The 25,047-nt window shown below is 72.7% G+C and carries 17 protein-coding genes and 1 pseudogene; 3 read left to right on the top strand and 15 right to left on the bottom strand.

Annotation, left to right across the window (positions count from 1 at the left end):
- Positions 1 to 91: 91 nt before the first annotated feature.
- The 5 genes from UWG_RS0111880 to UWG_RS0111860 form a co-directional block, all read right to left on the bottom strand.
- Entirely contained in the window at positions 92 to 502 is a 411-nt protein-coding gene (locus tag UWG_RS0111880; RefSeq protein WP_016907434.1) for a rodlin, read from the bottom strand.
- 274 nt (positions 503 to 776) lie between these two features.
- Entirely contained in the window at positions 777 to 1,049 is a 273-nt protein-coding gene (locus tag UWG_RS0111875; RefSeq protein WP_016907433.1) for a hypothetical protein, read from the bottom strand.
- Positions 1,050 to 1,256: 207 nt separating this feature from the next.
- The gene (locus UWG_RS0111870) at positions 1,257 to 2,072 is read right to left on the bottom strand and encodes a chaplin (protein WP_016907432.1); all 816 of its coding nucleotides are present in this window, start codon (positions 2,070 to 2,072) and stop codon (positions 1,257 to 1,259) included.
- 159 nt (positions 2,073 to 2,231) lie between these two features.
- Positions 2,232 to 2,468, bottom strand: coding sequence for a chaplin (locus UWG_RS0111865; protein ID WP_016907431.1), 237 nt, complete (start codon positions 2,466 to 2,468; stop codon positions 2,232 to 2,234).
- Positions 2,469 to 2,804: 336 nt separating this feature from the next.
- Complete coding sequence (locus UWG_RS0111860; protein WP_016907430.1) at positions 2,805 to 3,206, bottom strand: rodlin; 402 nt, start codon at positions 3,204 to 3,206, stop codon at positions 2,805 to 2,807.
- Between the two features lie 739 nt (positions 3,207 to 3,945).
- On the opposite strand from UWG_RS0111860, the gene UWG_RS0111855 reads away from it, so the two are divergent.
- On the top strand, positions 3,946 to 6,042 hold the full coding sequence (locus UWG_RS0111855; RefSeq protein WP_016907429.1) for an ATP-binding protein: 2,097 nt from the start codon (positions 3,946 to 3,948) through the stop codon (positions 6,040 to 6,042).
- Positions 6,043 to 6,634: 592 nt separating this feature from the next.
- Positions 6,635 to 8,074, top strand: coding sequence for an outer membrane protein assembly factor BamB family protein (locus UWG_RS0111850; protein WP_016907428.1), 1,440 nt, complete (start codon positions 6,635 to 6,637; stop codon positions 8,072 to 8,074).
- Between the two features lie 613 nt (positions 8,075 to 8,687).
- Here the strand turns inward: UWG_RS0111850 and UWG_RS0111835 are convergent.
- The gene (locus UWG_RS0111835) at positions 8,688 to 10,460 is read right to left on the bottom strand and encodes a hypothetical protein (protein ID WP_016907425.1); all 1,773 of its coding nucleotides are present in this window, start codon (positions 10,458 to 10,460) and stop codon (positions 8,688 to 8,690) included.
- 284 nt (positions 10,461 to 10,744) lie between these two features.
- Positions 10,745 to 12,970 carry a HelD family protein gene (locus tag UWG_RS0111830; protein WP_016907424.1) on the bottom strand — a complete coding sequence of 742 codons (2,226 nt, stop codon included), beginning with the start codon at positions 12,968 to 12,970 and terminating at the stop codon, positions 10,745 to 10,747.
- Between the two features lie 264 nt (positions 12,971 to 13,234).
- Between UWG_RS0111830 and UWG_RS0111825 the strand changes: the two genes are divergently transcribed.
- A complete protein-coding gene (locus UWG_RS0111825; RefSeq protein WP_016907423.1) occupies positions 13,235 to 14,053 on the top strand; it encodes an SAM-dependent methyltransferase in 819 nt (272 codons plus the stop codon).
- Positions 14,054 to 14,605: 552 nt separating this feature from the next.
- Here the strand turns inward: UWG_RS0111825 and UWG_RS0111820 are convergent.
- The 8 genes and pseudogenes from UWG_RS0111820 to recQ form a co-directional block, all read right to left on the bottom strand.
- Positions 14,606 to 15,472, bottom strand: coding sequence for an ABC transporter ATP-binding protein (locus UWG_RS0111820; protein ID WP_016907422.1), 867 nt, complete (start codon positions 15,470 to 15,472; stop codon positions 14,606 to 14,608).
- Complete coding sequence (locus UWG_RS0111815) at positions 15,469 to 16,536, bottom strand: FecCD family ABC transporter permease (protein ID WP_016907421.1); 1,068 nt, start codon at positions 16,534 to 16,536, stop codon at positions 15,469 to 15,471. Before UWG_RS0111815 ends, UWG_RS0111820 begins: the two co-directional genes overlap by 4 nt.
- Positions 16,533 to 17,576 (bottom strand): FecCD family ABC transporter permease, encoded by a 1,044-nt coding sequence (locus UWG_RS0111810; RefSeq protein WP_016907420.1) that lies wholly within the window; start codon positions 17,574 to 17,576, stop codon positions 16,533 to 16,535. Before UWG_RS0111810 ends, UWG_RS0111815 begins: the two co-directional genes overlap by 4 nt.
- A 26-nt stretch (positions 17,577 to 17,602) precedes the next feature.
- On the bottom strand, positions 17,603 to 18,643 hold the full coding sequence (locus UWG_RS0111805) for an iron-siderophore ABC transporter substrate-binding protein (protein WP_016907419.1): 1,041 nt from the start codon (positions 18,641 to 18,643) through the stop codon (positions 17,603 to 17,605).
- A 296-nt stretch (positions 18,644 to 18,939) separates the two neighbouring features.
- Positions 18,940 to 19,182: pseudogene (locus UWG_RS34245) on the bottom strand (hypothetical protein); the annotation flags it as partial.
- Positions 19,183 to 19,975: 793 nt separating this feature from the next.
- Entirely contained in the window at positions 19,976 to 20,377 is a 402-nt protein-coding gene (locus UWG_RS0111795) for a pyridoxamine 5'-phosphate oxidase family protein (RefSeq protein ID WP_016907417.1), read from the bottom strand.
- 554 nt (positions 20,378 to 20,931) lie between these two features.
- Positions 20,932 to 21,462 (bottom strand): TerD family protein, encoded by a 531-nt coding sequence (locus tag UWG_RS0111790; RefSeq protein WP_016907416.1) that lies wholly within the window; start codon positions 21,460 to 21,462, stop codon positions 20,932 to 20,934.
- A gap of 189 nt (positions 21,463 to 21,651) precedes the next feature.
- The gene (gene recQ, locus UWG_RS0111785; RefSeq protein WP_420235626.1) at positions 21,652 to 23,742 is read right to left on the bottom strand and encodes a DNA helicase RecQ; all 2,091 of its coding nucleotides are present in this window, start codon (positions 23,740 to 23,742) and stop codon (positions 21,652 to 21,654) included.
- Between the last annotated feature and the right edge of the window lie 1,305 nt (positions 23,743 to 25,047).

Genomic DNA, 25,047 nt, shown 5'->3' with positions numbered 1-25,047 from the left:
GCGGGGCGGCCCGCCTGCCGGCGGACGACGAGCCCGGGGCCCCGCCGCGCTCGCGCGGACGGGGCCCCGGGCTCCTCTGCCTTCGGCGGGATCAGCGGCCGGCGGAGCCGTTGCCCGAGAGGATCGGGACGTCGTCGAGGAGGTGCGAGAGGGCGTCGTCGCCCTTGTTCTGGCTGGAGTTCTCGGCGCACTGCTGGTTCTGCGACGAGGAGAGGACCGGGAGGTCCTGCACGGTGACCGGGACGAGGCCGACGAGGGAGCCGGCGTTGACCTTCGCGGGCAGGGCGATGCAGGGCTTGTTGAGCGAGCCCTGGACGAGCGAGTTCTGCGGGCTGAAGGCGCCCTTGGTCTCCTGGTTGCCGTAGGCCTGCTGCGAGCCGTTGCCGTTCACCGACTGCGGGCCCTGGTCGTCGCCGATGGCGAGAGCCGGGGAGGCGGCCATGGCGGTGGCGCCGATGACGGAGGCCGCGACCGTGGCGGTGGAGAGAACCTTCTTGATCATTGCGATGTTGCCCTTCTCTGAGGAACACGAGGACCGCGGTGACACCGTGACAACTGCGCTTGGGACGACAGGTTTTGCTGCATCACCTGATTGATGTCCGCGGTCGCTGCGGATTGCGCGCGACCCGGCTGGCGCCGCGCTGAACTTGCCCGGCCTTTCGGCGCGGGAAGGAAAAGCGTCGTGAATACCGTGCGCTTTTCCTTGTGGAATCCGGGCGTTGGACCGCGGATTCCTGTGGGGTGCGGAGCCGCCGGCTCCGCACGCTCCCGCGGGATCAGCCGCCGAGGGGCAGGCCGCCGAGGAGGGACGAGCCGTTCCCGGTGAGGGCTTCCAGCGGGGTGGCACCGGAGAGCTCGCCGCTGGCTGCGGTGGACAGGGTGTTCTTGAGCGCGGTGCCGAGGTCGCCCTGCTGGCCCGTGAGGGTGCGGGCGACCGAGTCGTCGCCGTTCGCCTCGGGCTGCGAGGCGGATTCCGCGACGGCCGGCGCGGCGATACCGAGTGCGAGCACGGAACCTGCGAGCGCTGCTGCGGTCTTCTTGTGCTTCATGAGGATGCTTCTCCTGAAATGGAGTCGGCGGCTTGGGAATTCCGCGGACGGTGCGAGTGCTCGGGCTCCGTGCCTGCCAATCGCGTCCGGCGTCCTCATGGCCAACGAGCCCGTGCCGCCGGGGAAACGTCGTGTATTCCTCTTCCGCCCATCGGCACCCGAAAGGAGTGATACGGACTGTGCGCTGACGCCCGGTACGGCGCGGGCTCAGCCGCGTACGCGCGGGCGGCGGTAGAGGAGGGCGCCGCCGAGGACGAGTCCGAGGGCTGCGGCGGACGCGGTCGCGGCGTCGACACCGTCCGACCCCGTCCTCGCGAGGTGCGGTTGCGCCGGGTGCTCCGTCGGGACGGGGGAGGAGAACCATCCGAACTCCCCCTCGGCCGGCAGCTCGCTCCGGCCGCTGTAGTAGCCGGAGGACGTGCGCTCGTCGAAGAGGGGCGTGGTCGCGCGTTGGGGTGTGTAGTCGAACTCGGAGAGGAAGCCGCCCGTTTCGACGTCCGCGCGGACCGCCCTGCTGGTGCGGATCTGGTCCTGCGGCGTGCGGGGCGGTGCCGGGTGCGTCTCGGAGACCCCGTTGCCCTCGCGGGCCGACGGGACCTCCTCGGGCGCGATGCTTTCGGGCAGGGACGGTTCGGCGGGGCCGCCGGACGGCGGCTGCGGCTCGTCGGACGGCGGCGGAGGGTCGCTCCTCGGCGGCTCGCTCCTCGGCGGCTCGTCGGACGCCGAAGTGCCGCCGGGCGCGGGCGAGTCGGTGCGGTCCGGCGCGGCGGGGTGCGGGCGGGTGCCGTTGGTGCAGGTGTTGCCGAACGCCGGGTTGACGAGGCCGACGACGTCGGCGGTGTTGCCGCACACGTTGACGGGGGCGTCCACCGGCACCTCGACCGAGTTGCCGGAGAGCACCCCTGATGAGCCGCTGCCGCCCCCTTCGGCGTGCGCGTCGGCCTGGGCGCATCCGGCGCCGATCGCCACTGCGCCTGTGGTGGCGGCCGCGGTGAGGATGCTTCGGCTCAGGACTTTGCGCATGTGCTGCTCCTGTTCGGCGGAGGTGGCGGGGCACGGGTGGGCGAGGGGTGCAACGCCTGCCCTCGCAGCGGGGATTGGGGCGTGGAACCGAACGGCTCCGGAACGCACGAGGGCGTTCCGGAGCCGTTCGGGTCAGGCTGTCCGCTGAGGCGGAGTCGTTCAGCCGTTGACGCAGGTGTTGCCGAACGCGGGGTTCAGCACGCCGACGACGTCGATGGTGTTGCCGCAGGCGTTGATCGGCACGTGGACCGGGATCTGCACGACGTTGCCCGAGAGAACGCCGGGCGAGTTGGCGGCACCGCCGCTGGCGCCCGAGTCGGCGAGGGCCGGGGCGGCCGCGGTGCCGAGGGCGATGAGGGTCCCGGCAGCGACGGTCGCAACCTTGGTGTACTTCACGATGAGTCCTTTCCGCAGCGGCGTCTTGCGCGACGACGGATTTCGTGTCCTGCGGGCCGCCGAGGCGACCCGAACTCCGCTGTCGTCCTTCGTAACGATCGCCGCCACCGCACGACACGATGCAGGCGGAATTCCCTATGAACTCGCTCGGCTGGGCGATTTCCGCGGCTCCGCGGTGACTTTCGGGAACCGCAGGGGTCTGCCCGGGCGCAGGGAAAAGGCCGGGAGGCCGAACGCCCCGTACATACGGCCGAGTTCATCACCCGGCCGACTGGAGCGAACATGCCGAAGGCCCGCAAGGGATGCTCCCCTGCGGGCCTTCGGAGGCGGTGTGTTTCAGCGGCCGGCGGAGCCGTTGCCGGAGAGGATCGGCAGGTCGTCGACGAGGTGCGAGAGAGCGTCGTCGCCCTTGTTCTGGGTGGAGTTCTCCGTGCACTGCTGGTTCTGCGACGAGGAGAGGATCGGGATGTCCTGCACCGTGACGGGGACGCCGCCGACGAGGGAGCCGAGGTTGCCCTTGAGCGGGAGGCCGACGCAGGGCTTGTTGAGCGAGCCCTGGATGAGCGAGAACTGCGGGCTCCAGTTGCCCTCGGTCGCCTGGTTGCCGTACGACTGCGCGGCGCCGTTGCCGTTGATCGAGGTGGGACCCTCGTCGTCGCCGATGGCGAGGGCCTGCGGTGCGCCGGCGCCCACGAGCGCCGTGGCGGCAGCGGCGGTGGCCAGAACGTTCTTGATCATGATTAACCCTTCTCGGAAGCGAGCTCTCACCTTCGGAGCGACCTGATCAACTCGCGCGCGGCGGTTTGGTTCTGTGTCCTCACTCGATCGATGCACAGGCGCGCCGGACGAGCGCCGCGCAGCGCGAGGGCGGGCGTCAACTCGTATACGCGGGCTGGGGAGTCGTCCTGTGCGACGCTCGCCGCGCGGCGCGGAGGCGCTCCGGAGGAGGAGTGGGTTCCGGCGCCCGGCCACCAGGCCGCCGGAACCCACCGTCTGGGTGGAGACAGTCTGCCGTCCCCCGACCACCGCTGTCCGGGTTTCGCGGTGGTTGCCGTCGGCGACTTGGGCGGACCCCGCGTTCCTGGCCTCGCGCGGCCGCGAGGCGGCGCGTGCCTGCCGTCCCAACTCGTTGTTGCCGAGGGGTGGTCCGGGGCTGTCCGGCAACGGCTTCCAGGCGTGCGTGCAGGTGGTGGGGCGTCGGTCGTTTCCGGCGGCGCCCGCCGCGGCGTCGCTTCCTCTGGCCGGTGCTTCAGCCGATACCGGCTCGGCGGAGGCGACTTGACCGGTCCGAGCGACTGCCCGGTTGCTCTCGGGGCGAGGAACCTCGGCATCGCTCCGGCGACCGCACGCGGCGGTACGCGCCGGTACGTGCGAGGGAGCCGAGAGCGGCGGCGAGCAGCGCGTGTTCACACTCCGCGTGGCGGTCGGGCATCATGCGGGGGCGCGACCGGGCGCCGGTTGGACGGGAGGAAGCCACGTGGAAGCCTGCGAGGACGAAGCCGCTGGAGGAGGGCGCTCCCGGCACCGCAACGTCGTCTCCGGAGGGCAGGCGAGGAACGTGGTGCAGGCGGCCACGATCGGCCAGGTAACCCTCGCCACACCGCGCGACGATCCCCCCGCCGCGCGGCAACTCCCCCTTCTTGAGCACGGATTCGTCAATCGGACCCGCGAACTGGAACTGCTGCACCGGCTGGTCGGCGACCCCGCCGAGGCGGGGTCGGGTGCCGGACCGCGGCGGAGGATCGTCGTGCTCACGGGGCTGGGCGGTGTGGGGAAGACGCAGCTCGTCGTCAGGTGGGCGGAGGAGCTGGACGGGACGCGTCCGCAGCTCTACTGCGACTTGGCCGACGCACGGAGCAGGGGCGTTGTCGATACGCCGGCGATCCTGGGCGGATGGCTGCGTGCCCTCGGTGCGACGCCGGAGGAGGCGAGCGGCGACGAGCAGGAGAGGACGGCCGCCTTCCGCACCCACACGGCGGGGAAAAGGCCGGTGATCCTCCTGGACAACGCGGAGCAGGCCGCTGATGTGCGGGCTCTGCTGCCGAGCGCGGGCACGGTACTCGTGACCAGCAGGCGCGCTCTGCCGAGGCTGCGGATCGACGGGGCGAAGGAGCTCGCCGTCGACCCGCTCTCGGCCGAGGCCGGGGTGCGGCTCCTCAGCACCTGGCTCGGAGCCGACACCGGCATCCGGAGCGGAGCCGGGCGCCGACTCGTGGACCTGTGCGCCGGGTTGCCGCTCGCGCTGCGGGCGGTGGGGGCGCGTTTGCTGGACGCCGGAGACGCCGCGGGAGCCCGTCTCCTCCTCGACGAACTCACCGACGAGCGGCGGCGGTTGGACGGTTTCGCCGCGGCAGGCGAGGGGGATCTGGCAGGGGTGCTCGACGCCACTTACCGCGGGTTGCCGCCCGGGGCCCGTCAGGCGCTGCGGACGCTCGGCGCCTTCCCCGGCACCTCCTTCACCGTCGACCTCCTCGCGCACACGGGAATGGACGGGCCCGAGCAGGCACTCCGCTCGCTGGCAGGCACACACCTCGCCACGAGGCTCGACGCGGAGGGACCGGCCGATCGGGCCCGCTACCGCCTCCACGACCTGGTCCTCGTGCACGCACGCGGCCTTGCCAGAGCCGAACTCCCGCAGCACGAGCAGGAGCAGCTCCTCGAACGCTTCACGGACTTCTACCGGACCCGCGCCGCCGCCGCCGATCTCGCGGCGCTCCGCCACCGGTTCCGGCTCAGCCCGGTGCCCGAGGAGCGTTTCTTCGAGGACGGCGCAAGCGCGCTCGACTGGCTGGACGGGGAGCGCGCCAACCTCCTCGCGGTGCTGCGCGCGGCGGCCGAGGCCGGGAACCACGACGCCGTCTGGCGGCTGTGCGAATCGCTCTGGGCTCTCTACGACAGCCGGAGGCACCTCCTGGGAGAGTGGAAGGAGTCCCACCGGATCGGCATCGAGTCGGCACGCTGGGAGGGGCGCCCCGACGCGGAGATGAGGCTCCGCAACCAACTCTCTCGCGCGCACCTCGCCGAGCGCGACCACTCGGCGGCGGCTGAGCAACTCTCCCTCGCCGCGGAGCTCTTCGACCTCGTCGCCGAACCGGTGCTGCCGGCGATGATCCACGAGTCCGAGGGGCTGCTCGCCCTCGCGGAAGGGCACAACGAGAAGGCCGCCGACCGCTTCTCCTTGGCGCTCGCGGCGAACGGACGCGCCGGGGACGTCCACGGCACGGTCGTCCAGCGATACAACGTCGCTCAGGCGCTTCTCGGGGGCGGGCGCGCGGAGGAGGCGGGTGCCCTCCTCAGGGAGGCGCTGCGGGACGTGGAGCGCACGCACGACGATCCGATGCGCTCGCGGATCGGGTTGGTACGGGCCGAGGTCGAACGGCGGGCTGGGCGGTGGGACGAGGCTGTCCGGCTGGCTGTCGAGGCAGCGGAGTGGGCCGATCGGCTCGCACAGCACGCCAAGTTGAGGCAGGCCTTGCAGCAGCTCTCGGAGCTCGCGGAGGAGTTGGAGGACGAGGAGCTCGCCGAGGTCTGCCGCGAGCGAGCCGAAGCGGTACGCCGGCATCTGCACGGCTGAGCGGAGGCGGTGCAGGGGACGCGGCCGGGAGGAGGAGCGGGCGGTTTCGTGAGGGGAGCGGTGGTGGACTGCGCGGTCCGTCGTAGTAGGGGTCATGGCGAGGACGGTACGAAGACCACCGCGAAAAAGTGGATCTTGCCTGATTCCTGTGGACAACCCGCGAGTTGTGGACAACTCCCTCACCCGTCCGAGCGGCCGTCGGAGTCGTCTCGCGCCGACTCGCCGAGCGTGACCGCCGGCGGCTGCGGGCGGTCACGTCCGGGGCACCGTGTGGGCCAAAGGAAGACGCCTGCAACGTGGTGCCCGGCGAGGTGGAGGTTGCGGTCTTCTCCTAGCGGGCGGCGCTGCCTCTCGCCCGCGCGACCACGCTGTCCGAAGCCGCCCGCGCGAGCGCCGGGTCCTTTCCGTACCCCCGTGAGGAAGGTGGCGGCGGGCGTGCCGCGTCCGGGGCGGCCGGACTTATCGCCCCCTTAGCAGCCGGCTGTTCGGCTGGAAGCGCTGGATCGATACGTCCCCGCGCGCCCGGGGGCACGCGGTGCCGGCGGTGCGCCGCCGGTTCGGTGCGGGTCGCGGGGAGCAACGGGGAGGTTCCATGGGGCCCACGACCACGCCCGCGTCCCGTCCGGTCGGTCACCGGGTCCGCGAACTCGCCGTGGTGCCACTGCTGTTGTCGGTCGTCGTCGGCCTCACCGGCTGCGGGGACCAGGAGCGTCCGTCCGAGCCGCCCGAGGCGGAGCAGCCCGCCGGCTGGCAGCCGTGGCGGACGAGCTTCCACGGCGGCGGTGCCGACGACGGCCCGGCGGGCGAGGAGAACCGCTGCGTCGCCGGAACGGCGGCGGCCAGCCGGGAGCACGACGCCGCGCCGCAGCCCTCGAGGGGCACCGCCGCCTCCCGGCTGAACTGCGACGGAACGGGATTCCGGGACGAGACGCTGCGGGTGAGGGACGGAGCGCACCTGCCCAAGTCCGCGGAGCCGGACCGCTCTTCGGACTTCGCCCGCAGGGACGGGCTGGCGTTCACCGTCGAGATGAAGGAGAGCGAGGTGGAGCGGGGCGCGCTCGACAGCGTGCACACCGTCCGCGCGCTCGACGCCGAGACCCGCGGGACCCGCTGGTCCCACGACGTCCGTTCCACCGCGGTGCGCGACGGCGACACCGTCGTCGGCGACGAGGCCACACGCGTCACCAACCGTCCCGAGGACGGCGACTACGAGGACTGGACCGCGCGTTCCGCCCCCGGCGGGGACGTCGTCGGGTGGGACGCGCGCACCGGCGAGGAACGGTGGCGGATCAGTACGCCGGAGGACGAGTGGTGCGCACCGACGAAGGTCGCGGACCGGGCCTTCGTCACCTGTCGGGACGAGGAGTTCCAAGGCGACCGCGTCACCTGGTACCGGTGGGAGGGCGAGGGCGACCCCGAGCTGCGGAGGTTCTATCGGCACGAGGAGGCGGAGTCGGACGACACTCTGCCCGTCGGTATCGACGACGGCGACCTGCTTTTCCTCCCAGCCGAGGGCAACGGGTTCCCGCCGGACCGCCGGTTCGGCGACCTCGTCCGTGTCGACCCGCAGAGCGGCGAGCGCGCGCGGCAGCACCTCCCGAGCAAGGCCATCGGCACCGGCGCCACCCCGTACCTCGTCGGCGGCAAGCTGTACTTCGCGCGCGAACTGACCGATCACCGGACCCGGTTGGTGGTCGTCGGGGCCGAGGACGGCGAGCAACGGTGGCAGGCCACCACCTCGCTGAAGTACGCCTCCGCCCCCGCGGTCGCCGCCCGCCGCGACGAGGTCTACCTCGCCGATCCGGCCGGCCGGCTGGTCGCCTTCGACGGCGAGAGCGGCGCGAAGCGCTGGCAGACCACGAGGACGCCGGCGAGGGACGGCGGTACCGACCCCGGCGAGATGGAAGCGAGGTCCTCGGTGACCCTCGCCGCCGACGTCCTTGTCGTCGCGGCCGGTGACACGGTCTTCTCGGTGAGCCCCGACGACCCGGAGGCGAAGCCGGAGAGCGAGCACCGGGTGAAGACCGGTTAGGCCCGCCGCCGGGCTCCCCGCGCGGGCGCCGGGCGGTGAACTGCCCGAGCCCGCCCGGGGATCGGGTCTCCGCTCGGCCCGGCGCGCCGGTCTCCGGGCGCCCCGCTCGCGGCATCACCCGCACGCGGACGGGACCCCGCGGGCCCCGTCCGCGTGCAGGGCAAGCGGCGCCTGCCGCCGTCCGCGGGTGCGTCGCCCCGCGCGCCGCCCGCGTCCCAGCGCGCTGCGACCGTGCGGTCACCCGTCCGCCGGACCCCGCCGTGTACCGAGCCTTCCCCCGCCGCCCACGCCGCGCGACCGGCATCGGATGTACGCCGGGAGAAGGCTTCCCGATGCACCTGGCGCTCACCTTCGGACCACGACTCGTGGCGACCACCCGGGTCCTCGACCTGATGCCCGACCGGCCGTCCGAGCGGGGTGACCGGTGGGAGATCACCGCGAGGTGATCGACGCGATCGCCTGGAGGTCCCGGACCGGGCGGACTCCGCGCTCGTCCTCGTCCACGAGCGTGCTGCCGGTGCCCGCGAAAAGGGGAAGCTCGCAGACCTCCACCTCGCGGCGCTCCGCGGTGCAGGCATCCGGCTCCGGCCCACGGCGACCCGGACGAGACCGCCTAGACCCGCACCAGCTTCACCGCGACCCGACGGCGCCCGGTGCGCACGACGATCTCCTCGCCCAGCGTGTCCGCGCGGAAGACGCGCCTCTCGCCCTCTCCGGGCGGCAGCTCCTCCGGCAGCTCGGCGGCTGCTTCGAGGAGGACCGCGTAGAGAGCGGAGCCGAGGAGCAACGGATCGATCGCGGGGCGTGCTTCGCCGGGTTGCCGGGGCACCCACGCCTCCAGCCGCTCCCCGCCGCGCAGCCGCACCAGGTGCAGCCCCTCGCCGAGGTCGGCGATGCCGACGTCGAGAAGCGGGTAGGCGGCAGCCTGCTCCTCCAGCCAGTCGCCCGCGGGGAGTTCGGCCGAGGCGTGCGCACGCGCACAGACGGGCGCCGTCCCCCGGTGCCCGCTCGTCTCCTCGGCGGTGACCGCGTAGAAGTCGCACTCTTCCAGGCCCTGTCGCGGCACGTACGCATGGCGCCGCACGGCGACGGCTCCGCCGGGCTCCGTGCGCGCGTACACGGCGAAGCAGCTCGGGTCCAGGCCCCGCCGCGGCGCCGGCTCCTCGACGGGAGGCAGGCGGGGTGCGGCCGAGGGCAGCACACCGTACGGGGCGAGCTCCGCGTAGAGGAGGTCGCGGACGCGCCGGGCCGCGTCGTCCCGGTGCGACAGGGAGCGGTCCGTGACGGAACGGAGGTCCTCGGCCGTGAAGTGCTCGGCGGCGTCGAGGAGTTGGGCGTGGAGGTCGCCGTCCGGGTCGAGGAGAGGGGCCGTCCGGGCGAAGTCCGCGGTGGGTGAGGCCGGGTCCAGTTCGGCGAGTCCGTCCGCTGCGAGGAGGGTGGTGCGGCCGAGCGCGGCGCCGTAGAAGCTCGTCGAGCCGTGGTCCCCGACGATCCAGTCGGCCGCCACGAGGGCGGCACGCCAGCCTGCCTGCGGCGGCACGACGAGGAGGCCGGCGTCGAGCGCCTCGGCGAGCTGGTCGAGGACGCCTGCTCTGCCGTGGTGGGCCCAGACGTTGGGGTGCAGCACGAGTGCCACCCGGAACTCGTCGGCGGGCAGCGAGGCGAGCAGACGCAGCGGGAGATCCGGGCGCCGGCCGAGGAGCGAATGCGCGCTCCAGGTGCTGTTGACGGCGACGAGCCTGCGGCCGTCGACGGCGCCGAGCTGCGCCCGGTAGCGGTCGCGCAGTTCGAGGCTGCGGAGCATCCGCTCGAAGCACGGGTCGCCGACGTCGACGGCGTGGGGCAGCGCTTCCGGGCAGGAGCGCGCGAGCCGCGTGAGCTGTTCCTCGTGCGAGAGGGCGATGCGGTGGGGAACCAGCCGACCCGCGTGGAGGAGTTCACCGCGGGAGAGGCCGGCGGGCGCCTCCTCGTCGCCCGTCGTCTCCGGGACGAGGCGGTTGTACCCGGCCCCGTGCGGCAGCACCACGAGCGGCGAGGTGAGGCTGTGCATCGAGGAGTTGACCGTGCAGGCGACGGAGAGTTGGAACTCGCCCGCGCGGTCCATGGCCACGGCCGTCTCCCAGGGGAGCACTCGCTCGGGCTCGACGAGTGAGGTGAGGTACTCGTGGAGGCCGGCGGCGAACCGGGAGCCCTCGTTGACGGTGTAGTAGAGCTCGATGCCGTCGGGGCGCCGCAGCAGGGTGAGGACGTCCTGGAGCCGCGTCGCCGAGGTGAGCGTCCGGGCGATGCCGAGAACCTTCGCCCTCACCTGCCACGTCGCCCAGCGGTCCCCGGCATCCGCCCGCGGCGCCTCCGCCTCGGGGCGGCGGTGCGGCGGGGGGCTCAAGACGACTCCGTGCAACGGGCGGGCACACCCTGCACTCGCACGGGCTGCGGGTACGGTGCGGACACCGCAGCATCGTAGCCACCGTTCCCCGCTGCCGCAGGAGCCGACGTACGCCCGGCGACCGTCCGCCCTCGGCGGTGAGCGCCGAACCGGGCGGGCCGGCAGCCGGTGTCGCCGCGGGCGCCGCCTCGCGATCGGCGACCTCGTTCCGCCGCGGGCTGCCGGAGGCCATGACCACCCGACGGGCCACCGGCGACGCCACCGCTTCCCCGGCCCGACGCCTCCTAGCGCTCCCCCGCTTCCTCAAGTCCCCCGAGCCCCGCGGGGAGTTCGCGGGTGTGGAGGACCCCGAGGTGCTGGGTGGCACGGGTGAGCGCGACGTACAGGTCGCTGACGCCGAAGGCGGCCGGTTCGACGACGAGGACCGTGTCGAACTCCAGGCCCTTCGCCTGCCTGGCGCCGAGCAGCACCACTTCCCGGGTGAGGTCGGGTTCTGCCCCGTGCGCCGCGTCCGGCAGCTCGGCGAGGAGGGACGTGTGCAGCTCCGCCGGGGCGACGACCGCGATCCGGCCGCCCGTCCCCGCGGCCGCGACCTCGTGCGCCGTGGCGGCCGTGAGGCCGTCCGCCGCGACGTGCCGCGCCCACGGCCGCCTCCCTGTCGACCGCACCGAGCCGGGCGGTTCGAACGACGGGTCGTGCGCACGCTGGAAGTCGGCGGCCACCTCCATGATCTCCGCGGGCGTCCGGTAGTTGACGTCCAGCCGCGTGTGTTCCCAGCGGTCGCCCACGTACGGCTCGAGGATGCGCTCCCAGGACTTGAGCGCCGCCGTCTCCGCGGCCTGCACGGGGTCCCCGACGAGCGTCATGGAGCGCGTCGGGATGCGCCGCATCAGCAGCCGCCAGGCCATCGCCGAGAGCTCCTGCGCCTCGTCGACGATGAGATGTCCGAAGGCCCATGTCCGGTCCGCCGCCGCCCGCTCGGCGGCGGTGCGGTGGTCGACCTCCTCCTGGCGCTCCGCCATCCGCTCGGCGTCGATGATGTCGTGCGCCGCGAGCACCTCGGACTCCTCGTCCTCGAACTCGTACGTCTCCGAGCCGGTGGAGAGCTCCAACACCCCCTCGGCGTACTCGATCTGCTCCTGGCGCTCCGCTTCGGCCGCGGCGCGCGCCGCGCTGTCGTCCTCGCCGAGCAGCTCTGCGGCCTCGTCGAGGAGGGGCACGTCGGCCTCGGTCCACGGGCCGTCCTGCCGCCGGATCAGCGCGGCGGACGCGTCGTCGAGGTGGACGGGGTCGGCGAGGAACTCCGCGACGAACTCCTGCGGGGTGAGCTGCGGCCACAGCTCGTCGATCGCCGCGTGGACCTCGGGACTCTGGGCGATCTCCTTGCCCAGCTGGGCGATGTCGTCGGGACCGAGCAGGTTGGGGCCGCCGTACGGGTCCTCGCCGATGCGCTCGGTCAACTGCGCGGTGAGCGCGTCGATGAGGTGGAAGGCGAAGACCGGCCTCGCGAGGTTGTGGGGCAGGCCGGTCTCCCGGGCGCGCCAGCGCGCGTCCTCGGCCATCTCGCGTTCCAGGCTGAGCGCTCCGTAGTCCTCGTGCGGAATCTCCGTCGCCCGCTCGGGTACGGTCTGCCGGTCCCGGAGCGCCTTCGCCAGCGTCTCGGCCATGGTGGCGCGGCCCTTGACCTCGGCGGCTGCCGGGCTGTCCGTGCCGGTCGCCTCGACGCCGGGGAATAGCTCGCCGACGGTGGCGAAAAGCACCCCGGTCTCGCCGAGCGACGGGAGCACGTCGCCGATGTAGCCGAGGAACACGGGGCTGGGTCCGACGACCAACACCGCGCGGCGGGCGAGGAGTTCCCGGTGCTCGTAGAGCAGGTACGCGGCGCGGTGGAGTGCGACGGCGGTCTTGCCCGTGCCGGGGCCGCCCTCGACGACCATGGTGCCCTGGTGGGGCGCGCGGATGATGGCGTCCTGCTCGGCCTGGATGGTGCGGACGATGTCGTGCATCCGCCCGGTGCGCGCCGAGTCGAGCGCGGCGAGGAGGACCGCGTCGGCGTCCTCGCCCTCGTGTCCCGTGCGGGTCGGGTCGGTGAGGTCCATCAGCTCGTCGTGGAGCGCGGTGACGGTGCGGCGCTCGGTGGTCAGGTGCCGCCTGCGCCGCAGGCCCATCGGGGAGTGTCCGGTGGCGAGGTAGAAGGGGCGCGCCACGGCGGCGCGCCAGTCGACGACCAAGGGCGTGCGGGACGAGTCGTCCTCCCGGACGCCGATGCGCCCGATGTGGTGGGTGCGGCCGTCGCGGAAGTCGAGGCGGCCGAAGCAGAGCCCGTCCTCTTCCGCGCGCATCGCGTGGAGCAGCCCCGACTGCTCCGCCACCCTCACGTCCCGCTCCAGCTTCGCCTGCCTTCCCGTGCCCACCTGTGCGAGCGAGCTGCGCACCGTCTCCTCGGCCTGCTCGACCAGTTGGTCGAGCCTGGCGTAGAGCCGGTCGATGAATTGCTGTTCCCGCCGCATTTCCTCGGTTGACAATTCCACTCCTGACGCGGTAAGTTCTCAGCAGTCCACTTCTCAAGCGCCTTTTCGCATGAAGGCACGAAGGACCAAATATACGCAGGATCGAGCCACGGATGTCAATTCTTCCGGGGCTTGTTTTTTTGTCGAAAATCACTGCTCACACTCGGAACAAGCGCCTCCCGTGCAGGGGTTGGTCGTGCCTGCGCCGCGTGTGCGGCGCCGGTTCCGGACGGCGGCGTGGCCGCCCCTGCCCGAGACGGAAGTATGAGCGAGGACGAGACGAAGGGCGGACCGCCCGCAGGGTTCCACACGGCGCAGGCCCACCCCGCGCGCGTCTACGACGCGTGGCTCGGCGGCAAGGACAACTACCCCGCCGACCAGGAGGCGGCCGAGCAGGCGGCCTCCGCGAACCCCGAGATCATCGACGCCGTCCGCGCCAACCGCGCCTTCCTCGGCCGTGCCGTGAGGGAGTCGGTGCAGGCGGGCGTCCGGCAGTTCCTCGACATCGGCACGGGCATCCCGGCGGCCGACAACACGCACGAGGTCGCCCAACGGGCGGCGCCCGAGTGCCGCGTCGTCTACGTCGACAACGACCCGATCGTGCTCGCGCACGCGCGCGCCCTGCTCCGCTCGGCGCCCCAGGGGCGCACCGACTACCTCGAGGCGGACCTGCGCGACGTCGACGGCATCCTCCAACACGCCGCCGCCACACTCGACTTCGGCCGTCCCGTGACCCTGGTGCTCGCCGCGGTGCTCCAGTACGTGCCGGACGCCGAGGACCCGCACGGACTCACCCGGCGCCTCCTCGAGGCGCTCGCGCCCGGCAGCCGCCTCGTCGTCTCGCACCCGGCGGCCGACATCGGGCGGGAGCAGGTCGCCGAGTCGATGCGCAGGTACAACGAGCGCGCCGCCGAACACGCCGCGGCGACGCCGCGTACGCGGGGTGAGGTGGACCGGTTCTTCGAGGGGACGTCACTGCTGGAGCCGGGGATCGTCCCGCTCGCCGAGTGGCGGCCCGAGGCTCCGGCGGCATCCGGCCGGGGGAGTGGGCCGATGTGGTGCGGAGTGGGTCGCAAGGAGTGAACCTCGGCGCAACCGCGCCGTGTTGGCCGGCAGCCGGCCCGGTCGCGTCCGGGCGCTGACGGGTGGGGCGAGCGACGTGCCCGCGCAGCCGACGCCATGCCGGAGCCGACGGCCTGCGGCATCGCCGCCGCCGTCCCCGGCGGGAGGTGTCCGCGCGCGAGGTCGCCGCGGCGGTGCTGGAGCGGATCGCGCACGGTGACGCCCTGCGCGCGTTCACGCAGCGGTGGCCGGGCCACGCGGCCGAGCAGGCCGCCGCGTCCGGGCGGGTGAGCAACTCCCGCTCGTCGGCGTCCGTTGGCCGTCAAAGCGACCGCAGGGCCCGGACGTGCTCCAGACCCTGCTCGTCGCCGGTTGCGCACCCGCTCCTGAGGACGGCCTTCCTCGCCGTCGGCGACGGCACCCTCGTGGTGCGCCTGCGGCTACCTCGTCCTCACCGCCGCCCTGAGCGTGTGGGCGACGTGGCGGGGCGGCGGAGGACAAGCCGTCCGCGATGCGGGGTAGTTGGGCGCCCCGGGGTGCACGGCTCGCACCCGGCCGGGCAGTACGCCGGCCCTACCCGCCGGCGCCTCCTGCCTGCTCCGGTACCCGCGCGTGCGGGACCATCATCGGGGTGCCGGTCTGCGGGTCGGGGACGATGTCGCAGGGCAGGCCGAAGACGTCGTGGACGAGTGCGGCCGTCATCACCTCGCTCGGATCGCCCTCCGCGTGGACCTCTCCGTCCTTCATGACGACGAGGTGCGAGGCGAACCGTGCCGCCTGGTTGAGGTCGTGGAGGACGGCGACGATCGTGCGGCCCTCGCGGTTGAGCTCGGCGCAGAGCTCCAACAGGTCGTACTGGTGGGCGATGTCGAGGTACGTCGTCGGCTCGTCGAGGAGGAGCAGCTCCGTCTGCTGCGCGAGGATCATCGCGATCCAGGCGCGCTGGCGCTGGCCGCCGGAGAGTTCGGTGGCGCGGTCGTCGGCGATGGCGGTGAGTCCCGTGCGGGCGAGTGCGAGGTCGATCACCTCGTCGTCGTGGGGCGACCACTGGCGCAGGAGCGAGTGGTGGGGGTGGCGGCCGCAGCGGACGAGTTCGCGGACGCTGATGCCGTCGGGGACGACGGGCGCCTGCGGCAGCAGCGCGAGGTGCCGCGCCGCCTCCTTGCCCCGGTAGGAGTGGAGATCGGCGCCGTGCAGGAGGAACTCGCCCGTCCGCGGCTTCAGCGTGCGTGAGAACCCCTTGAGCAGGGTCGACTTTCCGCAGCCGTTGGGGCCGATGATCACCGTGAGACCGCCGTGCGGGATCCGGAGGGTGACGTCCCGCACGACCGGGTCGCCCCCGTACGACATCGTCACCCCGCGGGCGCTCAATCCCTCGTCGTGGGCGACGTGTTCGGCCGCGCCGGACGGTGCGAGGGGCCGGGTCTTGTCGGGCCTCACAGGATTCCCTTCCTCCACTCGCGGATCAGCAGGTACCCGAGGTACGCGCCTCCGATGGCCATGGTGTAGATCCCGACGGGCAGATCGTCGAAGAGCGGGAGCTGTTGCGCGGTGAGGTCGGCGAGGACCAGCAGTACGGCGCCGAGCACCGCGGCGAGCGTCAGATGGGGGCCGCTGCCGCGGGTGAGCCGCTTGGCGATCTGCGGGGCCGTGAGCGAGATGAAGGCGATAGGCCCCGCTACGGCGACGGAACCGGCGGAGAGCGCCATCGACAGCGCGACGGCGGCCCCCTTGGTCCGCTGCGGCTCCGCGCCGAGCCCCGCGGCGAGTTCGTCGCCCATCTCGCAGAGACGCAGCCGCCGGGCGAGGAGCGCGACGAGCGGGCCGACGACCACCAGCACCGCGGCGATCGTCGCGGCCTCGCCCCAAGTGCGCGTCGCCAGGCTGCCGTTGATGTACGTCATCAGCGAGGTGGCGTTGTCGCGCTCGACGGCGTAGACGACGTACTGCGTGAACGCGGTCGCGATCGCCGCCACTCCGATCCCCGCGACGACGAGCCGCCCGGGGTTCCGGAAGCCGGTGCCCGTGGAGACGTAGACGAGTGCCATCGCCAGCACCGTACCGAGCAGGGCGCCGACCGGGACGGGCAGCAGGTCGGGAAGGAGCAGCGCGGCGGCCGAGGCGCCGGCGCCGGCGCCCGCGGTGAGCCCGATGACGTCGGGGCTGCCGAGCGGGTTGCGGGTGACGGACTGGAAGAGCGCTCCGGAGAGTCCGAACGCGGCGCCCGCTCCCGCGGCGACGCCGAGCCGCGGCCCCCGCAGCCGCTTGAGCACGAACCGGTCGGCGCCCTCGGCTCCGCCGAAGAGCGAGCGCGGCAGGTCGGGCAGTGCGATGCCGAGCCGTCCGAGGCTGAGCGTGGCGACGGCGGCGGCGAGCAGCACCACGACGCCGACGACGCCGACGACGACGGAGCGCCGCCGCACCGGCAGCGCGACGGCGGTGCCGATCCGCAGGTGCCCGGCGGGCCGTTCGGCGCCGCGGCGGGTTTCGGTGGTGGTGCTCATGCGGTCCCCTTCATCCTGCGCACCGCGTACAGCAGCGCGGGCGCGCCGATGAACGCGGTCACCACGCCGACCATCAACTCCTGCGGCCGCAGTACGACACGTCCGACGACGTCGGCGAGGAGCAGCAGTCCCGGTCCCGCGACGGCGGAGAAGGCGACCTGCATCCGGAAGTCGACGCCGACGCAGGCGCGGACGATGTGCGGAACGGCGAGCCCGACGAAGGCGATCGGGCCGACGGCGGCGGTCGCGGCGGCGCTCAGCAGCGTCGCCGCAAGGAGCCCGCCGGCTCGCAGGACGGTCGGGTTGCTGCCGAGCGAGGTCGCCGACTCGTCGCCCAGCGCGAGGGCGTTGAGCCCGGGGGCGAGGAGGACGGCGATGACGAGGCCGAGGAGGGCGAAGGGCAGCACCGAGAAGAAGACGTCGAAGCCCCGGCCGGCGAGGGAGCCGACGACCCAGTACCGGTAGCTGTCGAAGACCTGCGGCTTGCTGAGCGTGACGGCCTGGATGAAGGCGGTGAGGACCGCGGTGAGGACGGCGCCCGCGAGCACCAGCCGCACCAGGCTGGTCCCCGTACTCCCGCCGGCCGAGCCGAGCGCGTAGACGAGCAGCCCGGCGAGGAGCGCGCCCGGCAGCGCCCACCACATCGTGTCGGTGCGTCCGGTGGCGCCGAGGAAGGCGGTCGCCGCGACGACGGACGCCGACGCACCCGCGTTGATCCCCAACAGGCCGGGGTCGGCGAGGGGGTTGCGGGTGACGCCCTGCATCAGCGTGCCGGCGACGGCGAGGCAGACGCCGGCGAGAACGCCGAGCACGGTCCGCGGGTACCGGCTCTCCACGACGGTCGTCACGTACGTGCCCGCGTCGCCCGTCAGCACGTCGACGACGTCGCCGAGCGAGGTGCTGTTGCTGCCGAACATCAGGCTCCCCGCGACGGAGAGCAGCAGCAGGGCGAACCCCGCTGCCAGGACGAGCAGCCGCCGGGCGGTGGCGCCGCGCAGGGTGGCGGCACTGCCCGGCCGGGTGCGGGTGGTGGTGGTCATCGGGTGCGGAGATCAGCTCGCTTCGGTCACTTCTCGGCCTTCTCGACCGCCTTGTCGATCATCGGCAGGTAGCGCTCGATGACCCAGGGGACGGTGAGCGGGTTGATCATCGAGGAGGCGGTGACGAACGGCTGGTCCTCGCTGGCGACGACCGCGCCCTTCTTGATGGCGGGGATCGAGGAGTAGAGCTTCTGCTTCTCGATCTCCTTGCGGTTCTTCTCGTCGCTGTAGAAGGTGAAGATCAGGTCGCTCTTCTTCAGCTTGTCGGCGTTCTCGAGGCCGATCAGCGCCGAGTCGGTGCCCTCGGTCTCCTCGAAGCCGTCGACGACCGGGTCCACCTTGAGGCCGAGCCGGGAGACCATGTCGACCCGCTGCTCCTTCGGCTTGAAGACGCCGAGGGTGCCGGGCCCGTTGTTGTAGATGTACGAGAACGTGTGGTTCTTGTACTCGGGGCGCTTCTTCGACGCGTCGTCGAGCTGCTTCTCGATCTTCGCGGTGAGCTTCTTGCCGTCGGCGGTCTTGCCGAGCGCCCTGGCGATGAGGTCGATCTGCTCGTCCCAGTCGGTCGACCACGCCTTGTCGGGGTAGGCGACGGTCGGTGCGATGTCCTTCAGGACGTCGTACTGCTTCTGCGTCACGCCGGACCAGGGGGCGAGGATGACGTCCGGCTCCAGCTCGGTGATCGCCTCGATGTCGAGCTCCTCGCCACCGGTGAACTGCTTCGGCAGCTTGTCGCCCTTCTCCTTCACGGCCTCGTGGACCCAGGGGAGGTAGCCCGTCTTGTCGCTGCCCCACGGGTACTTCTCGGCGCCGACCGGGGTGGTGCCGAGGGCTATCGAGGTCTCCGTCGAGCCCTGTCCGAGGGTGACGACCCGCTTCGGCGTGTCCTCGATCTCCGCGGTGCCGAGGGCACTCTTGATCTTGACGGGGAAGGCGCCGCCACCCTTCGACGACGAGGAGTCGTCGGAGCTCTCCGACGAGCAGCCGGCGAGGGCGAGAGCGGCTACAGCGGCGGTGACCGAGGCGGCGAGCGTCTGGCGGCGCACGCGCGCGAACTTGGTGGGCATGGGCTTCCTCAGGGCTAGTTGACTGCGCGGTCGCGCCCGCCTCGACGAGTGGGGGTCGCCGAAACGGGTCGGCCGGGCGGGGAGGGTGGACTCCCAGGTCAAGATCTTAGGTAAGGCTAAACTTACTGCACAGGGTAAGCCAACCCCCGCGCGTGCCCGGCGCGGGGGTGCCGGGTCATGGTGCCGCAGGGTGGGCAACTGTGGTGCGCCGGGCTGGGGTTGGGATGGCTCCGGTGAGGGGTGCTGTCCTGTTCGTGAGCGTATGTTCCTTTTTGGTTTTCTCGCTGTGTCGTCGATCACGGGGGTTCTTCTGGAAGTTGCCTTCGTTCGCGCGGCGTGCGGCTGGTCGGTGCATGGGCGCGCTCGGTGTCGCGTACGGGAGTTGGCGCGGGGTTGCGCCCGGTTCGGGTCGGTAATCCAGGCCCTCGTGCTGCGCAGGTAGTTCTCCAGTCGCGGGACTCCGTGACGTCCCGTGCGTCTTGGGCGGCCGCCGGGTTGCGGAGGAAGCCCGGGGACGCCGTGCCGTCGGCGAGGCGGACGCGGCCCGGGCCATGGGTGGCGGCGGTTGCGAGGGGCTGCCGTCCGCCTCGCCGCCGCGGCCGTCATGTCGAGGTGGACGTACGCGGCCGGCGTCGCAACATGGTGCGGGCACGCGGGCGTTGGGGTGCCTCACGTCGCGTGCGCGGCGCTGCGTCCACGGCGCCGGACGGCATGCCCTCTGCGGGTCCTCGACACCGGGCTCGTGGGTCACGGAACCGCGCGATGCCGTAACGAGGCCCGGTCGGGGGCGGGTTGGCCCTTCCGTTTAGGCGAGCGCTCTGTCGCTCTTCGGGATGCTGTCGCCTGCCATCGGCTGTCTTGCCGTGCCGAGAGGGTCATCGTGGCTGCCGTCATCCGCGCCGACTCCGCGCGAGGAGACGGCCATGACGTCTGCATCGCGGGGGCGCGCCGCGTGCGCCGCCGTTCCGCTCGCGCCGGGCTCGGACTCGGCGGGCTCGCGGCGCCGGCGTACGCCGGCACGCACGGGCCGCCGAGCAGGTCTCCGTCGAGCAGGCGAAGAAGCGGACGCACGGCGGCAAGAAGTGCGCAACCAAGGCGAGTTGCGACCGTGACGGGCGGGACGCGGTGCGCACGAGCGCCAAGTGGACGCAGCGGAAGTGCACGGAGAACGGGGCTGCGCGGTACCCGCGCCGGGTGTGCTGACCGGCTCTCCGCGGCGGTGGTCGTGCCTGGGCGGCTGCCGTGCGCGCGGTTCGGGCTCGCGCGGGCCGAACCGTCTCGCGGCTCACCGCGGTCCGGGGGCCGCCGTCCGCGGCGGCGCGGACCGGCGGGTCAGCGCGGCTTCCAGCCGAGGGTCCTGGTGACGGTGATCTCGATGACGACGCGCTCCGGGTTGACCCGTGGTGTGCGGTACCGCTCGGCGTACAGCCGCTCCGCGTAAGCCACCGACTCCGCGTCCTCGCGCACCCTGGCCGTCCCCTCCAGCGTCGCCCAGCGCCGTCCCTCCGCCTGGCTCACGGCGACCGGTGCTCCGGGCCCGGCGTGCAGCAGGTTCCGCACCTTCTTGCTGCCCCTGCTGCTGATCACCCTCGCGGTGCCGGTCTGCGGCTCGTAGGTGATGCCGACGGGGACGAGGTGCGGGGTGCCGTCCGGGCGCGGGGTCGTGAGGAAGCCCACGCGCCTCTCGCGCCAGAACTCCAGGAAGGGCTCGTCGTCTCGGAGCCGGCTGGGCATGCGTCGTCCTCTCGTGAACACGGGCCGCGCTCTCGTGGCCGGGTGAGTGGTGCGGCAACGGTATCCGCCGGTGGGCGCGGTGCCTTGCGGTGGGCAAGGGGTGCGGCTCCGGGGTGCGTGCCCGCGCCCTGAAACGGGGAGCCCGCCGGGTGTGGTGCGCGCAGGTCTGGCAACGAACTTACGAGTGCGGCGCGCAGAGGCCACCGACGCCCCCAACCGGTGCGAATGCGTTGGGAGTGCAAGCAGGAGGAGCACGGCGGTCACGCGGGCGCTCGGCACGAGGCTCGGGCCGCAGCATGGATCTCGGAGCGGTTCGACTCGGGCCGGTGGCTCGCCTGGGTGGCCGAGTGCGACGCCGGTCTCCGCGGGCACGCCTTCCTCGTGGAGCGGGCCCCCGAGCCGTGCGAGGACGCGGGCCTGTGGGCCATGCGGCACGTGCCGAAGGGCACGGGCGCGGCGCGCGCCGGGGAGGGTACGACCGGGCTTTCGTTCGGCCGCCCTCGCCTGCGCGCACCTCCGGCGCCCATCCGCCGCGCCCGCCCCGGGGCGCAGCGTCAGCTTTCCGCCGAGCCCATCTGCCGGGTGAAGGCGCCGGGATCGGCGTCGAACCCCCGGGGCTTGGCACGGAACGCCCAGGCGCCGAACTCGTTCCGGTAGAACTCGCCGACCGTCGCCGCACGGGCCTTGGGGATGGCGGAGAAGTCGTAGACGGCGAGCTCCTCCGGCCCCTCGTGGATCTCCACCTGCGGGTTCTCCACCTCGCCGAACGTTCGGGCGCTGGAACGCTGTTGGATCGCCACACCCACGACGACGCGCACGTACCGCTCGGCGAGGCGGTAGAGATCGAGCGTCATCGACTCGTCGGGGCCGAACCCTTGGCCCGTCGTGCTGTCGCGGCTGAGCACGATGGTGCCGTCGGGGGCGCGGCTGTCGAAGTGGACGAGGTAGTCCGGGGTGCCGTACGGATCGGCCGAGGTGTAGGTGCCGGCGATGATGTCGAGGTCGACCCCGGTTTCACCGAGTGGGCTCGGGTCCCACCTGAGCGTCACCTGCGCCCTCTCGATCCCCTTGTTGAGACCGCTCACGGATTCCCCCTTCGGAGCAGACATGCAGCACACTTGCCCTGCGGAAGAGCCCTGCACTCCCATGTAACCCCCAATTGTATTTCCACGAGCGCCAGTTCGGCTTTCCCACGAGTGGGTGAACCGGGGTGGGTGGGGTGGACGCGGGGTGCGGGATGGAAGAGACGGGGCGTCAGGGAGCCACTCCGCGAGCTACTCCCCGGCCGCCGGCACCGGCACCCCCTCCGTGGAGCCGCCCGATCCGGCTTCCGAGAGGACGGCCAACACCCCCTCCCCGTACGTCGCGAGCTTCTTCTCCCCGACGCCGGTGATCGACCCCAACTCCCGCAGGGTGCCCGGGCGTACGGCGGCGAACTCGCGGAGGGTCGCGTCATGGAAGATGACGTACGCAGGGACGCCCTGCTCCCGGGCCTGGTCGGCGCGCCAGGCCCGAAGGGCCTCGAAGACGGGCATCGCCTCGTCGGGGAGGTCGGCGGCTGCCGCGGCCGTCTTGGGGCGCTTCTCGTTGCGGGAAGCGGCGCCCGCGGCGGGCCGCTGCTCCTTGCGCAGGTGGACACGGTGCTCGCCGCGGAGCACGGGGGTGCCGGCCTCGCCGAGGACGAGCGTGCCGTAGGCGCCCTCGACCTGCAGCATCCCCTGCGCGAGCAACTGCCGGATGACGCCGCGCCATTCGCCCTCGGCGAGATCCTCGCCCACGCCGAAGACCGAGAGCTCGTCGTGCCGGAACTGGCTCACCTTGGGCGTGCGGCGCCCCCGGAGGATGTCCACGATCTGCACGGCGCCGAACTTCTGCCCGCGCTCCCGCTTGAGCCGCACCACCGTCGACAGCACCTTCTGCGCGGCCACGGTGCCGTCCCACGTCTCGGGGCGCTCCAGGCAGGTGTCGCAGTTGCCGCACGACGAGGATTCGGGCTGCTGCCCGAAGTATGCGAGGAGTTGACCGCGGCGGCACTCGACGGTCTCGCAGAGCGCGAGCATGGAATCGAGGTGAGCGGCGGCGCGGCGGCGGAAGGCGTCGTCCCCCTCGCCGCTCTCGATGAGCTTGCGCTGCTGGACGACGTCCTGGAGGCCGTACGCCATCCACGCCGTGGAGGGAAGGCCGTCCCGCCCTGCACGGCCCGTCTCCTGGTAGTACCCCTCGACGGACTTGGGGAGGTCGAGGTGGGCGACGAAGCGGACGTCGGGCTTGTCGATCCCCATGCCGAAGGCGATCGTGGCGACGACGACGAGGCCGTCCTCCCGCAGGAACCGCGACTGGTGCGCCGCGCGAACGTGGGCGTCGAGCCCGGCGTGGTACGGAACCGCGGCGACACCGCTGCGGTCGAGGAACTCGGCGGTCTTCTCGACGGAGCTGCGCGAGAGGCAGTAGACGATGCCGGCCTCGCCCGGGTGCTCCTCTTTCACGAGGCGGAGCAGCTGCTTCTTCGGCTCCGACTTCGGTGCGATGCGGTAACGGATGTTGGGGCGGTCGAAGTTGGCGACGAAGTGCTCGGCCCGCTCCATGCCGAGGCGTTCGGTGATCTCGCTGTGGGTGGCGGCCGTGGCCGTCGCGGTGAGCGCGATCCTCGGGACGTCGGGCCAGCGCTCGCCGAGGAGGGAGAGGGCGAGGTAGTCGGGGCGGAAGTCGTGGCCCCACTGCGCGACGCAGTGCGCCTCGTCGATCGCGAAGAGCGAGACGGGGGCCTGGTCGAGGAGTTCGAGGGTCGCCTCGGTGCGGAGGCGCTCGGGGGCGAGGTAGAGGATGTCGAGCTCGCCCGCGCGGAAGGCGGCCTCGGTGGTGCGGCGCTCGTCGAGGTCCTGCGTCGAGTTGACGAAGCCGGCGCGGACGCCGAGGGCGCGCAGCGCGTCCACCTGGTCCTGCATGAGCGCGATGAGCGGGGAGACCACGACGCCGGTGCCGGGCCGCACGAGGGCGGGGATCTGGTAGCAGAGCGACTTGCCGCCGCCGGTCGGCATGAGCACCACGGCGTCCCCGCCGGCGGTGACGTGCTCGACCACGTCTTGCTGGTGCCCTCTGAACTCCTCGTAGCCGAAGACCTTGCGGAGCACGGTGCGCGGCGCGTCCGGCCCCTCGACCCCGGCGACCGAGCCTGCGCCCTGGCCGTGGCCGAAGGGATCGGCCTCGGCGAAGGGATCGTCCTCGCCGAACGGGTCCGCCTCGGCGAAGGGGTCGCCGTAGTCGTACTCCGGCGGCTCCTCCTGCCAGTCGTGGGCGCCGCCCGGCCCACCGGCAACCTCCGTACCGAGGAGCCCGTCGCCCCCGGTGTCCACTCTCGCTCGCATGAAGGCAACCCTAGGACGCCCCACCGGCGCCACGCCCGGGCCGGAGCCATGGGAAACCCAGGGGAGTGAGTCAACTCCGCAGCGTCATCTTCCGGTTGTGTTTCTGCGGTCTGCATCGGGTCGTCTCCGGGCGCCGACACGCATGTTCCGTGCCGACTTCCGCGGATTCCGCCGGAAGCGGAGTCTTCTCTTCCCTCGCTGCCGGGTTGACGACAGGAAGTGGAGCTTTCTCTTCCAGCCTTGCCAGGCCGACGATCCGGCACCCCGGACGGCCGCACCACTGGCACTCGTCCGGCGACGTCCGGCCGCCCTCCTCCGGCAGCTTCCCCTGCGATCGTCCAACGAGCCCCGTGCGCAAGGCCGTTGGGAGCAGCACCCCGGAGGTCCCGTGCCCCAGCCGCGCGAGGAGATCGACACGACCAGGCCGCAGTCGGCCCGGATGTACGACTACCACCTGGGTGGCAAGGACCGGTTCGAGGCGGGCCGCCCGGCGGCCGAGCAGGTCAAGACCGCCTTCCCGCACATCAGCACCGCCGCCCGCGAGAACCGTGCGTTCCTGCTGCGCGCCGTACGGCTCCTCGCCCGGGAGCACGGCGTACGCCAGTACCTCGACATCGGCACCAGTATCCCCACCGAACCCGCGCGCGTGGTCTACGTCGACGCGGGGGTGAGGCGGGAGGGGCGAGGGGCGCTGCTGGACGTCGCTCGAGGCGCGGCTGGCGGGTGTCGCTGTGGCGCCTTGGTCGTGGCCGGTGAGCGGTTGCCGACGGGGCGTGCGCGTGGCCTCGTCGGGCTGTCATACGCTGCCGAGGCCGCCCTCGCCGTCGAGGCGATGGAACTACCCCCGCACGCGCGGGGAGCACGCCGGCCACATCAGTTCGGGCACCCAGGCGAGGGGACCACCCCCGCACGCGCGGGGAGCACCTCTTCCAGGGGTCGCAGGATGACGGTAGCGCGGGACCACCCCCGCACGCGCGGGGAGCACCGGATGGCGGCGGCGCGGATGCCTTCGAGGCGGGGACCACCCCCGCACGCGCGGGGAGCACTCGGACGCCGCGGCGGGCATCGAGAACCGAACCGGACCACCCCCGCACGCGCGGGGAGCACCGGCCTGCTGGACGGTCATGCGATCACCTCAAGGGACCACCCCCGCACGCGCGGGGAGCACCTGGTCGACGAAGCCCTCGCCGAGGGCGGGGAGGGACCACCCCCGCACGCGCGGGGAGCACAAAACCGGTCGCCTAGGGAGAGAAACAACAGAGGGACCACCCCCGCCCGCGCGGGGAGCACCTCGACAAGGCCCTC

It is taken from the genome of Streptomyces xiaopingdaonensis (assembly GCF_000262345.1).
Classification (GTDB): domain Bacteria; phylum Actinomycetota; class Actinomycetes; order Streptomycetales; family Streptomycetaceae; genus Streptomyces; species Streptomyces xiaopingdaonensis.
The sequence above is the reverse complement of the archived record's forward strand: the minus strand, read 5'-3'. Positions and strand labels throughout refer to the sequence as shown.

Bases quoted from the DNA above. Each gene is read 5' to 3' on its own strand.
- UWG_RS0111870 (WP_016907432.1), bottom strand. From the start codon at position 2,072: ATGCGCAAAGTCCTGAGCCGAAGCATCCTCACCGCGGCCGCCACCACA.
- UWG_RS0111810 (WP_016907420.1), bottom strand. From the start codon at position 17,576: ATGACCACCACCACCCGCACCCGGCCGGGCAGTGCCGCCACCCTGCGC.
- UWG_RS0111805 (WP_016907419.1), bottom strand. From the start codon at position 18,643: ATGCCCACCAAGTTCGCGCGCGTGCGCCGCCAGACGCTCGCCGCCTCG.
- recQ (WP_420235626.1), bottom strand. From the start codon at position 23,742: ATGCGAGCGAGAGTGGACACCGGGGGCGACGGGCTCCTCGGTACGGAG.
- UWG_RS0111880 (WP_016907434.1), bottom strand. From the start codon at position 502: ATGATCAAGAAGGTTCTCTCCACCGCCACGGTCGCGGCCTCCGTCATC.
- UWG_RS0111850 (WP_016907428.1), top strand. From the start codon at position 6,635: ATGGGGCCCACGACCACGCCCGCGTCCCGTCCGGTCGGTCACCGGGTC.
- UWG_RS0111795 (WP_016907417.1), bottom strand. From the start codon at position 20,377: ATGCCCAGCCGGCTCCGAGACGACGAGCCCTTCCTGGAGTTCTGGCGC.
- UWG_RS0111825 (WP_016907423.1), top strand. From the start codon at position 13,235: ATGAGCGAGGACGAGACGAAGGGCGGACCGCCCGCAGGGTTCCACACG.
- UWG_RS0111860 (WP_016907430.1), bottom strand. From the start codon at position 3,206: ATGATCAAGAACGTTCTGGCCACCGCCGCTGCCGCCACGGCGCTCGTG.
- UWG_RS0111830 (WP_016907424.1), bottom strand. From the start codon at position 12,970: ATGCGGCGGGAACAGCAATTCATCGACCGGCTCTACGCCAGGCTCGAC.
- UWG_RS0111875 (WP_016907433.1), bottom strand. From the start codon at position 1,049: ATGAAGCACAAGAAGACCGCAGCAGCGCTCGCAGGTTCCGTGCTCGCA.
- UWG_RS0111815 (WP_016907421.1), bottom strand. From the start codon at position 16,536: ATGAGCACCACCACCGAAACCCGCCGCGGCGCCGAACGGCCCGCCGGG.